The organism is Bradyrhizobium sp. AS23.2 (genome assembly GCF_001908185.1).
In the GTDB taxonomy this organism is placed as follows: domain Bacteria; phylum Pseudomonadota; class Alphaproteobacteria; order Rhizobiales; family Xanthobacteraceae; genus Bradyrhizobium.
In genome coordinates, this window is record NZ_LGHM01000204.1 from 1 (window position 1) to 9,698 (window position 9,698).

At 59.9% G+C, this 9,698-nt stretch carries 9 protein-coding genes; 3 read left to right on the forward strand and 6 right to left on the reverse strand.

Annotation, left to right across the window (positions count from 1 at the left end):
* Nucleotides 1–235 precede the first annotated feature (235 nt).
* Together AC630_RS48530 and AC630_RS36245 are read right to left on the reverse strand one after the other, a co-directional pair.
* Nucleotides 236–688, reverse strand: coding sequence for a helix-turn-helix domain-containing protein (locus AC630_RS48530; RefSeq protein WP_083636513.1), 453 nt, complete (start codon nucleotides 686–688; stop codon nucleotides 236–238).
* 203 nt (nucleotides 689–891) lie between these two features.
* A complete protein-coding gene (locus tag AC630_RS36245; protein WP_245330624.1) occupies nucleotides 892–1,239 on the reverse strand; it encodes a helix-turn-helix domain-containing protein in 348 nt (115 codons plus the stop codon).
* A 513-nt stretch (nucleotides 1,240–1,752) separates the two neighbouring features.
* Here AC630_RS36245 and AC630_RS36250 point away from each other — a divergent pair.
* The gene (locus AC630_RS36250) at nucleotides 1,753–2,751 is read left to right on the forward strand and encodes a helix-turn-helix transcriptional regulator (protein WP_245330625.1); all 999 of its coding nucleotides are present in this window, start codon (nucleotides 1,753–1,755) and stop codon (nucleotides 2,749–2,751) included.
* Nucleotides 2,752–3,338: 587 nt separating this feature from the next.
* Complete coding sequence (locus AC630_RS46415; RefSeq protein WP_208867094.1) at nucleotides 3,339–3,590, forward strand: hypothetical protein; 252 nt, start codon at nucleotides 3,339–3,341, stop codon at nucleotides 3,588–3,590.
* A 373-nt stretch (nucleotides 3,591–3,963) separates the two neighbouring features.
* Here AC630_RS46415 and AC630_RS36260 read toward each other — a convergent pair whose 3' ends face one another.
* Entirely contained in the window at nucleotides 3,964–5,394 is a 1,431-nt protein-coding gene (locus AC630_RS36260) for a DUF1254 domain-containing protein (RefSeq protein WP_074123193.1), read from the reverse strand.
* A gap of 629 nt (nucleotides 5,395–6,023) precedes the next feature.
* Here AC630_RS36260 and AC630_RS36265 point away from each other — a divergent pair.
* Nucleotides 6,024–7,328: a TAXI family TRAP transporter solute-binding subunit gene (locus AC630_RS36265; protein WP_074123194.1), complete on the forward strand. Its 1,305-nt coding sequence runs from the start codon at nucleotides 6,024–6,026 to the stop codon at nucleotides 7,326–7,328.
* Here the strand turns inward: AC630_RS36265 and AC630_RS36270 are convergent.
* The 3 genes from AC630_RS36270 to AC630_RS36285 form a co-directional block, all read right to left on the reverse strand.
* On the reverse strand, nucleotides 7,295–7,597 hold the full coding sequence (locus AC630_RS36270; RefSeq protein ID WP_074123195.1) for a LysR family transcriptional regulator: 303 nt from the start codon (nucleotides 7,595–7,597) through the stop codon (nucleotides 7,295–7,297). The genes AC630_RS36265 and AC630_RS36270 overlap by 34 nt on opposite strands.
* Before the next feature lie 224 nt (nucleotides 7,598–7,821).
* Nucleotides 7,822–8,721 (reverse strand): alpha/beta fold hydrolase, encoded by a 900-nt coding sequence (locus AC630_RS36280; protein ID WP_074123197.1) that lies wholly within the window; start codon nucleotides 8,719–8,721, stop codon nucleotides 7,822–7,824.
* Between the two features lie 18 nt (nucleotides 8,722–8,739).
* Complete coding sequence (locus tag AC630_RS36285) at nucleotides 8,740–9,165, reverse strand: DUF1330 domain-containing protein (RefSeq protein WP_245330626.1); 426 nt, start codon at nucleotides 9,163–9,165, stop codon at nucleotides 8,740–8,742.
* Nucleotides 9,166–9,698: the final 533 nt, after the last annotated feature.

Here is a 9,698-nt window from a genome sequence, read left to right on the forward strand (position 1 = left end):
ACGCAAACGGCCATTTTCTGAGCATGGGCGGACTAGCTGCTGAAACAGCCAGGCGGCTCCCCTCCTGAGGTAGAATGGGAAAATCGCAGCCTATGGCGGATTTGGAGATCGGAGCGCTGGCAGCATCATAGTGCCACGGCGGCGCGACGCGCGGATGAACACACCTCGGCTCATCGAGCTTCCCCCGTCCACAATCCGTTAGTCCATGTAGTTGGCGTCGCTTCAGGAAGCCGCGCTATGCAAACCCTAACCGCGACGTTGCGCTGACGCCACGGTCGACGCCGGTACAGCAGGTCCGAGTTCTTCCGTTAAGCGTTTGGGACGGACTCTCGCCGAATGCCCTTCTATACTCGACAGAAAAGCGCCCCAGCTCACTGAAGCCCCAAGCTGTTGCAACATTGGTAACGGTGGTCAGCTCGCGGTCAGCCGCCAGAAGGACCTTCCTGGCGTGTAGCAACCGTAACATGCGAAGACGCCGGCAAGGCGGGACGCCGTGGATCTCGTTGAATGCATTGCGCAGCGTACGCTCACTCACCATAAGGGTACGACATATAACCGAAACAGATAGCGGTTGATGAGGACGACTCAAAGCCAACCTCTCCGCTCGTCCGACCACATCGCAACAAGACTCTCTCCGTTGCGCGGGTATCATTTCCCGAACGGGCGCGAGCCCGTGACGCCAGGACATTCAGCAAATCCCATGCGCCAGGTACGCTAAAGCGATCGGCTCAGGCGCCTTCCAAAACACACCGAGTTCCTTGAACGTCAAAACAGTTAGATCCTTCAGGGGCGTGATAATCTCACTAAAGCTTTTCGCGCCAATTCAGGTCACGCGTCTTGCCATTTCGCGCCAATCATCTGGAATACCTCAGCGGTCGATCGCGCACGGTCCTATGCGATGACGCGCCCGCTCAGCTTACGGGCACGTTGCTGCCGCCTGTAAACAACGGGTTGAACTTTCATCGAACGCAAGAAAGCGCGGCTGAAGCTGCTTGCGTTGGAATAGCCGAGGAATTTCGCTATATCCGACAAGTGCTTGCTGGAATCCACGAGCAGCCGGCACGCCAGGTTGAGGCGAACGTCCGCGACCATTTCGCTGTGACTTGTGCCGATTCCACCGAGGTGACGCTGCAACGTGCGGACGCTGATCTTAAGTGCGCGAGCCGTTCGATCTATGGTTACGTCACCTTGTCGCAGCGACGCGACGATGGCCGCGCGGATCGCCTCGGACGACGGCAAACGGACAGCTCTCATCTGTTGGTGTGAGGCACGAAGCCCTTGCTCCCTCTAGAGAAAACCCGATGGGCTTCGAGGCTGTAGGTGTTCTGGGCCTCCCTCTGGCCGGCCGCCCGGGAGAAACCAGGGCTCGCCAGAAATTGCCTTTCGATCACCCAGCGGCTCTCGCTCGGCCATTGTCGCGCGCACGCAATACTGCGAAGGTACGGTGATAGGATTCATAGAACGCGGAGCGAAAGGCTGCGTTTCCTTCCACTCCGGTTGTAGTCTCGATCTTATGTCAACCTATGAAGCGAGTTCTTGGCCGTCTGGCCATAAGGCGCCAAAAAAGCCGGCAAGACCCGCATCGAAAGAGCGGCATCGCTGCTCGACGCGAGATGTCGCTGCGGTGCGAGAACGGTGCATGCCTAGAGTGGGACAGCGAATTCTCCCATTCTCCCCGGCGAGGCAAACGCCCGGTCCCAACGAAATTCGGGCGGACGGACAGCATCAATTTTACGATCGAGGGGTGGCCCGGTGGCAAATATTCATTTGACCCGCTGCCAGTTCCTCATTCCCTTCGCTGATATCCTTAGCGATATCGGCGCATCGACGGGTTCTTTTCTGGAAAGATCTCGTCTTCCGGCATCGTTGGAAGAAAAGGCCGACCACTACGTTCCGATCCTGCAAGCAATCGACTTCGCGGAAATCGCCCGGAGATCGCAAGGCATTGCGGATATCGGATTCCACGCTTCCCGACGTCTGCAGTATTGTCACCTGAGCGAGAAAACTCGGACTCTGATCGCCCATGCCCCGACGCTGTTGGTCGCGCTGCAGCAGGCCTGCAAATGGGCGTCGATCGAGGACTCGAACTTGAGCAACTGGATCGAGCGATACGACGATCACGTGAGGTTTTGCAGCAGACTCACTGGAACAAAAGGACTCCTGCATCTCGAGCATTCGCAGTGGCTCCAGAATATTTTCCCCATATACATGGTCCAGCAATTCGCCGGGCCGGATTGGGCCCCGGCAACGATGGCCTTTGAAGCCCGCTATACGCCGAGCCCTGCGTGTCAATCATTCTGGCCAAACACGCGCTTCCTGTCCGGTCAGGACGCATCATGGATCGATATTCCAATCTCGCTCCTCAGCCTCCCTAGTCGCGCAAAGGAAAAAATACTTTCTTCGCAAGACGATGAGGCTGGCCCATCAGCACATGATATTATCGCGACTCTCAAATTGATGTTGCCGTCTTATCTGGGTGAAAGACTTCCAGCTCTCGCTGAAATCGCGGAGATGGCCGGCGCGAGCACCAGGAGCTTGCAACGCAAACTCGCGTACGCCGGCCTTACATACTCGGATCTGATCGATACCATCCGGTTCGAGAATGCCAGAAGGCTTTTACGCGACACTGATTCCAAGATTATCGAAATCGCATTCTCCTCCGGGTACACTGATCCGGCGCACTTCACCCGCGCCTTCCGCCGAATTGCCGGCGCCACACCGCGGCAGTATCGGGAGCAATCGCGACTATGATTAGAGGCGCGCTTCGCCTTGGGCGCCTTGCCGGGGGTTAAACTAGGCCCAGTCTTCACCATTCCGTCGGCGACTGACCCAATCCTTGGCACCGACCGCCCCGCGGTTAATCGCCGCTAAGCGGCATCGCCTTAAAAGCGATGCGCTCGACCGTCGCCGAGGGGAGCGCAGTGACGGCCAGCGCTGGCGTGATTGCCGCTGCCCACAGCATGCGGCCGCTCGCCGAAGTGGCGCAATTATGGTAGCCGATCGTCGCGCGCGTTCCTGACCTTCTCGACGCCGACAATACGGCTCGAGCCTGGTAGAAGCATGGATTTTCTCGCGTCGGGAGCGTGGATCACAGACTGGTTGTGCGGACTCCCCTTGATTGTCCTTGCGTCGGTCATCCACGTCATCGGTCTCGGGGCGATTGAATTTGGCGTTGAGCGAGGTTTAAGGCGCGCAAAAAGAGTTGGCAGACATCTGACGACGTTTGCGGTTGTGGTGGGAACAACCGTGCTGTCGGCCACCGCCTTGCACGCTATAGGGCAGCTGTCGGGGCCGGAGCCTACCTCTGGCTCGGCGCTCTTCCAGACGAGCGCGCGGCGATGCTGTATTCAATTGGCGCGATGACGACCTTCGGCCATGCAAGCCTCCATCTGTCTGACCGTTGGCAGATGTTGGGGGCACTCGAAGCTCTCAACGGCATGCTGCTGTTCGGGCTGACCACGGCCTTCCTCTACGCCACCATACGCAGCGTTCATGCTGCCATGTTGGGCACGCGGGCTTCCGCTGTGGAGGACGTCGAAGACATGCGAGCGGTCAATCCGGTTGGCCCAACGCGTCAGTCCAGGTCCTGAACGCAAACGGCCATTTTCTGAGCATGGGCGGACTGGCCACTGAAACAGCCAGGCGGCTCCCCTCCTGAGGTAGAATGGGAAAATCGCAGCCTATGGCGGATTTGGAGATCGGAGCGTGCGGAGCGCTGGCGGCATCATAGCGCCGCGACGAAGTAATGCTCATTCTCCATCGGCCGTGGCGCGCCGTCCTCTACGCAGAATGCAAAAGCCACTGGCCTACGGGAGGCGCTTCACACGATCGCCCGGTTACGTCTCTTGCAGAGATTCGTGCGTCTGCACCGTCGCTCACCTTTCCTGTTAGCGACGGTGCAGTGGGATCACGAAGTCATTCGGCCATGCCGGCCCACCCGAGGGCCGGCATCAGTTCAATTTCTCAAGCCCCGACCTTTTTGGCCGCAGGGACCGTCCATGTGCCGTTGATGATCGACGGATCCGTTTCTTGCGGCCAGTACATGCGCAGCATGAGAATGAAGTCTCCCTCAGGCGCGGGAAGCCAGTTTGATTCCTTGTCTTTGCCCGGGGAGTCCTTCTGGATGTAGAGGTCGGTTGAGCCGTCCGGATTCTGCTTGAGGTCTTGCCGCGCGCTGATCGAATAGCGGTTGAGCGGATTTTCCACGAAGAAGTAGGCGCTGTTGTACATCGTGAGCGACCAGAATCCCTCGGCGGGAGGCAGGTGCCCCTTCGGGAAACGCATGACGTACTTGTTTGCGCCATTGTACGCGCGGCCGTCCGCGTCCTTTTGCGAGGTCGGGTAGACCGCATCCTGCGGACGGTTGGCGCCGAGTCCGATCGCGGTCACCAGGGCCCGCATCAGATAGTCGGTACCGTAGATGCCGGTTCTCGTCGTGTAGGCAAAGCCATTCTCGTCCTTGATGGCCTTGTTGATCTTGAACTGAAGCATGATCCTGTCGAACGAAACCTCCGGCACGCGCTTCAGAAAGTCCGCCTTGAGCTTGCTCTCGTCAAAATCCTGTCCGGGGACGATGCCGATGCGGGCAAATTTGGCAAGCTGGGGCGCGTCCGCTTCGTAGGGCGGATTGGTTTTCATGAGCTCGCAGAGCAGCTTGAAATACGACACCGCGTCCATGCGATTGACCTGTTCGCGAACGGCCGTCTTCATGTCGATCGAGGGATCGACCTTGCCCGGAGGCGGCGTGTACGGCTTGCCATAGGCGCTGAGCGGAACGAGCTTGCACTCATCCTGCAGCTTGTGGACGGCGGCGTAATCCTCCGGCGTGCCGGTGCAATAGATGCGGCCGAGCAGCCACACCATGTTGGTGGACGACTTGTACTCTTTCACGCCATCCGGCAGGGTTCCTTTCCAGCCAGGTCCAGTGATCGCGTAGGTCTGCGCCCCGGTGCCGGTGGTGCGCTTGCCCGGCACCTGGAACACCGTGGTCCAGCCGTCCAGCATGGGCATCAGGAAATAGCGCCCCTTCATGTCCGGGATGCTGAGGACCCACGGCTCTTTCCCGACATCCAAAAAGGAAGTCGTGTAGAGCGTGTCCGCGTTCGGTGCCGTGACGTCCTTGAATGAGGCGTTCGGATACTGGCGCAGCTTGATGATCTGCCCCATCGGTGCCTTCGTGCCCACGGGTTCGGCGACGTTGGTGAGAACCCGGCGGGTCATCTCCATCGTCACCAACGGATAGCCGAAAACGTAGGCGTCGCTCGCGAGCCAAAAATCCTCCAGGCCCTGCCCCACGCCAAAAAAGGAATCCTGCGCAAGGGCTGATCGTGTTGCAGCCGCACCTGCCAGCAGGCCCATGCCTCCCAGCGCAAGATTACGACGAGTGATCTCCATTTCTTTCTCCTTGGTACCTGATTGAAACGACTTCAAACGATTGGCGAGTGGGGTCGACAACGATATTTTCTTCCAGGATCACGACCGCAGAAATTCGCGCTTCATCAGCACGTACGCGCTCTGGGTCAATCGCTTTTGCATCAAATGCTCCCTTGCCACGTTGAGCGGGCTGGCATGCCAACCACTTCTGGTGCGCTTACCAATTTACGGAAAGCTCGGCGGGCTGCTATGCAAATTCGGCAAACGCGAGCTTTGGTCGCGGACCAATGGACGCTGGATGCGCTTCGGTGCGACCACGAGGGACTTTTCATGGCACGCTGCCAACGGAATCCGCGCCTGTACTGAAACTGCATAGCGGATCGGTGAAAAATGCTCTCTAATGAGCGCGCCTCTCGCTGCATGAGATCACACATCATAAGCAAAGCCAAAGTCGGTTCACGGCGTCGAATGGGGCTTGATATCCCTGTCACTCTGAGGCGGCACCAGCGCTCGAACAGCTTCATGCCGTGATCCATTGCCTGACCCGCGACGGGACGGAATACAATTCAGAGACAAGACACAGCAGTGTCGGAGAGGCGCCGTTGATCACACTTCAGGGCAAGGCATAGCTTTAGTCGGAGAATTACTCGATGACCGCCGTCAAATTACCGGCCTGGCTTCGTATCGTGATGGTGAGCGGCGCATTGCTGCTGGCCATTGGCGCGGGGCTGTTCGCCTATTTCTGGTACATCCGACCCGTCACGTTGACCGCCGCGGTTGGATCGCTTGATGGTGAATCCGATAAGGTCCTGTCGGCCATCGCCAGTCGCCTGACCGCCACGTCAGCGCCGGTGAGACTCCGGGTTGTCAGACACTCGAGCGCGCTCGAGGCCGCCGATGCCTTTTCATCCGGCAAGGTCGACCTCGCGGTCGTCCGCGGCGACGTTGGTGACCTGTCGCAAGCCCAGGCAGTCCTCGTGCTTGCACATGCGGTCGTGCTGATTGTGGCCCCTCCCGGTTCGCCGCTGACTGACGTGGCAAGCCTGAAAGGCCGTCGCGTTGGCGTGGTCGGCGGAGAGATCAACAGGTCCGTCGTCAACGCACTGCGTCAGCAATATGATCTCGACGGCGCAAACGTGAAATTTAGGGATCTCTCGTTGCTTGAGGCACGCCAGGCAGTCGACGCCAGGAGCGTCGATGCGCTTCTGCTCGTCATTCCCCTGACGCCAAAATACCTGTCGCTCGCGCGTAGCCTCTTCGCGCAAAACCCGAAGTCCCAACCGGTCCTCATTCCCATTGAATCGGCCGACGCGATTGCGGAAAGTCATCGTGCCTACGAAAGTTTCGACGTGCCGAAAGGCACGCTCAGAGGTTCGCCGGCAGTCCCGGATGACGACCTGACGACACTGCGGGTGTCTTTCTACCTGGTCGCGCAGAAAACGCTCAATCCCGACACCATAGCCGATCTGACAAGATCGCTTCTCGCGGCGCGCCGGGACCTCATCGGCGAACTGCCGATCCTGGCGCAGGTCACAGCGCCCGACACGGATCCCGACGCCTTCCTGCCGGTCCACGCCGGTGCATCGGAATATTTCAACGGCACTCAAGAAAGTTTTTTGGACGAGTGGAGCAATGCGATCTACCTGACGCCGATGATCCTCGGCGGAGTGGCTTCGGTCCTCGCTGCGGCCTGGAGGTTCATCGGCCTGCGGACACCGAAACCGGATGAATCGGCGCTCGACGCGCTCTATGCCCTGGCTCGCCGGGTTCGCAAGGCCCAGCACGAGGATGAATTATCCGACGTTGAGAGCCGGATCGATGACATCTTGAGCGACCAGCGGTTCAAGATTGCGAGCGGAGACGAAGACGCGGCCGATATGGCGACATTGAACGTTGCCGCGAACAGGGTCGAGAACCTGATTCATGCCCGCCGAGCAATACTGAGGCCGTCATAGTTGGACGGTGTTCGTTTCTGCCGATTTTGCATCAGCGGCCGCATGGTAGGCGGGTGAACCCGCCGCCCGTGATGGAGGGCAGACTGACCGTCGTAGGTGAGGGCCAACGGCTTGCTCTGTCGATCGAACAACGTGGCGCCGAGGTCTCGTTCGAGCCGTTGCACCAGTCTCGACACCACGGACTGCGTCATGTGGAGCTGCCGGGCGGCCGCCTGCACCGATCCCGTCTGCGCGACCGTCACGAACGTGCGAATCTCGTTCAGCTTCACGGAAAGTCTCCTATGGCTACTATTCCGAGACGGTATCATATTTTCCGGGACCGAAACGATAGCGACAGCCGACAGCTCGCGCCTTCAGATCGATGCGCGCAATGCGAGCACTGAATACCAAGCGACAGCTATTGCCGCCGTCTGCCCCAACGTCATGATCGACGGCAACGTGGATGCCGGTGCGATGGCGCGCTGGTGGTGAAGCTGCAGCGTCCGGCCGTGCGTTATTTTCGCGATGCTTGGCGAGCCATATCGTCAATCGCCTCGATAACGATCTGATAGACCGCGATCGGCAGATCGTGCCCCATACCGTCGATCAACATGAGGCGTGCATTCGGGATCGAACCGGCGGTGTCCTTGCCGCAGGCCGGGAGAATGAGGGGATCGTCGGTCCCATGCACGACCAGCGCCGGCGCCGTGATGGTCGCCAGCCGTGAACGACGGTCGCCGGCAACGGCCATCGCCGCGAGCTGCCGCCCCGTGCCTCCGGGGTCGTATGCACGCCTCGTTTCTTCCAAAACCAGGAGACGGTGAGCCTCCTCGTCGAACGGGTATCCAGACCCGGCGATACGGCGCGCAAAGGCCCTGGCATGGGCCAGAAATCCCGGCTCGTCGGTGAATGGATCGGGTGCGGGGCGCATCATCATTGCCAGGATGTCGGGCGCGGCTTGCGGAAGGGCCGGATTGCCTGTGCTCGACATGATGGAGGTCAGCGACAGCACCCGCTCGGGATGCTCGCTGGCCATGATCTGCGCCACCATGCCGCCCATCGACCGACCGACGACATGCGCGCGATCGATTGATAGAACATCGAGGAGGCCGATCGCGTCTCTAGCCATGTCGGAGAGGGTGTAGGGAACGTCCGGCCGTTCTCCGGCCATAAGCGTAGCCGCCAGCGCACGGAAGTCCGGCGGAGAGCATTGGCGAAAGTGCGTCGAACAGCCGGCGTCGCGGTTGTCGAAACGGATCACGCGGTAGCCGCGCGCGGCCACCTCTTCGCAGAACGGACTCGTCCATCGGATCATCTGCGTGCCTAATCCGGCGATGAGCAGGATCGCTTCGTTGGTTTCGCCGCCGAAGCTGTCGTAGGCCAGCTCAACGCCGTTGGCTTGCACGGTGTTCATGGGTGTGGCTCGTCCGGATCAAGCTGGAGGCTGGAGTTCAACCAGCGGAAGAAGGCGTGAGTCCTCGACTGCCGCTGTGCGGTGTCCAATGCCTGCGAGATAAGGCTCATGGCTGGCGAAGGCGATAAAGGACGCTGCGCTGCTTTGCCGGACCAGCATCGCCATGTCCCAGGTCTCACGATCGGGACCGATCAGGAACGGGCCACCACTGCCAAGAAACAGCAGATTGCCGCCACTCTCGTGCAGATGGGGCAGCGTATGATTGATGTAGCGCTCAAATGCTTCCGCGCCGCTGATTGGCAGGGAGGGAGCCAGTTCAGGGTTGGCCGCATAGTCGGCAACTTTGCGGAAGCGCAGGAGATTGAGCATCACGATCGGCCCGCGGAGATCGCGCCTCATGAAGGCGCGGCCAGCCTCCTGCGTCGGTTCTAGGTAGCTCGTCACTGGTCTCTCCTGGTTTGCGCTGGACATGCCGAAGGGAAGCTGCCGGGCATGGCACGGATATCTCGCGCGTTATTACCCGGATAAAATATGGAGTGTCAATAGTATCCGGGTATAAATATGCGCATACTTGAGGCTGCGACTGTGCCGGGCGGGCGGCCTGGCACCCGCCCGCTGCCGAGGCCTTCGTCGCTGTGGAAGCCTTCGAGCAGGACTCAAACTCGGGCGGCATGTCATATTTGGCCAGTCCGCCCTGTCATCCGTCGGTTAGCGCGTCAATATTGGTCGCAAGTGGATCGGCAGCGGACTTCGGGTCGACGATCCCATGAAAACTGGACTCCCGCCTACAACACCTTGAACCGGCGGCCGTCAACGTCGAGCTGGTGTTGCGAGCGCGGCGTCTCGCGCAGCGGTCGACTGACTGTCAAATAGCGGACACAACGTCTCGTTCTCGCGACTTGTTTCGCCCGAGCTTTGCTTCGTCGCTCCGCCCTCTCTTGAACCAAGAGGGCGCAGGGAAGGCCGGGTGCCGGCCG

What these genes read in the sequence shown, in the direction of transcription:
- AC630_RS48530 (WP_083636513.1), bottom strand. Translation starts at nt 688, where the DNA reads ATGTCCTGGCGTCACGGGCTCGCGCCCGTTCGGGAAATGATACCCGCG.
- AC630_RS46415 (WP_208867094.1), top strand. Translation starts at nt 3,339, where the DNA reads ATGCTGTATTCAATTGGCGCGATGACGACCTTCGGCCATGCAAGCCTC.
- AC630_RS36260 (WP_074123193.1), bottom strand. Translation starts at nt 5,394, where the DNA reads ATGGAGATCACTCGTCGTAATCTTGCGCTGGGAGGCATGGGCCTGCTG.
- AC630_RS36265 (WP_074123194.1), top strand. Translation starts at nt 6,024, where the DNA reads ATGACCGCCGTCAAATTACCGGCCTGGCTTCGTATCGTGATGGTGAGC.
- AC630_RS36280 (WP_074123197.1), bottom strand. Translation starts at nt 8,721, where the DNA reads ATGAACACCGTGCAAGCCAACGGCGTTGAGCTGGCCTACGACAGCTTC.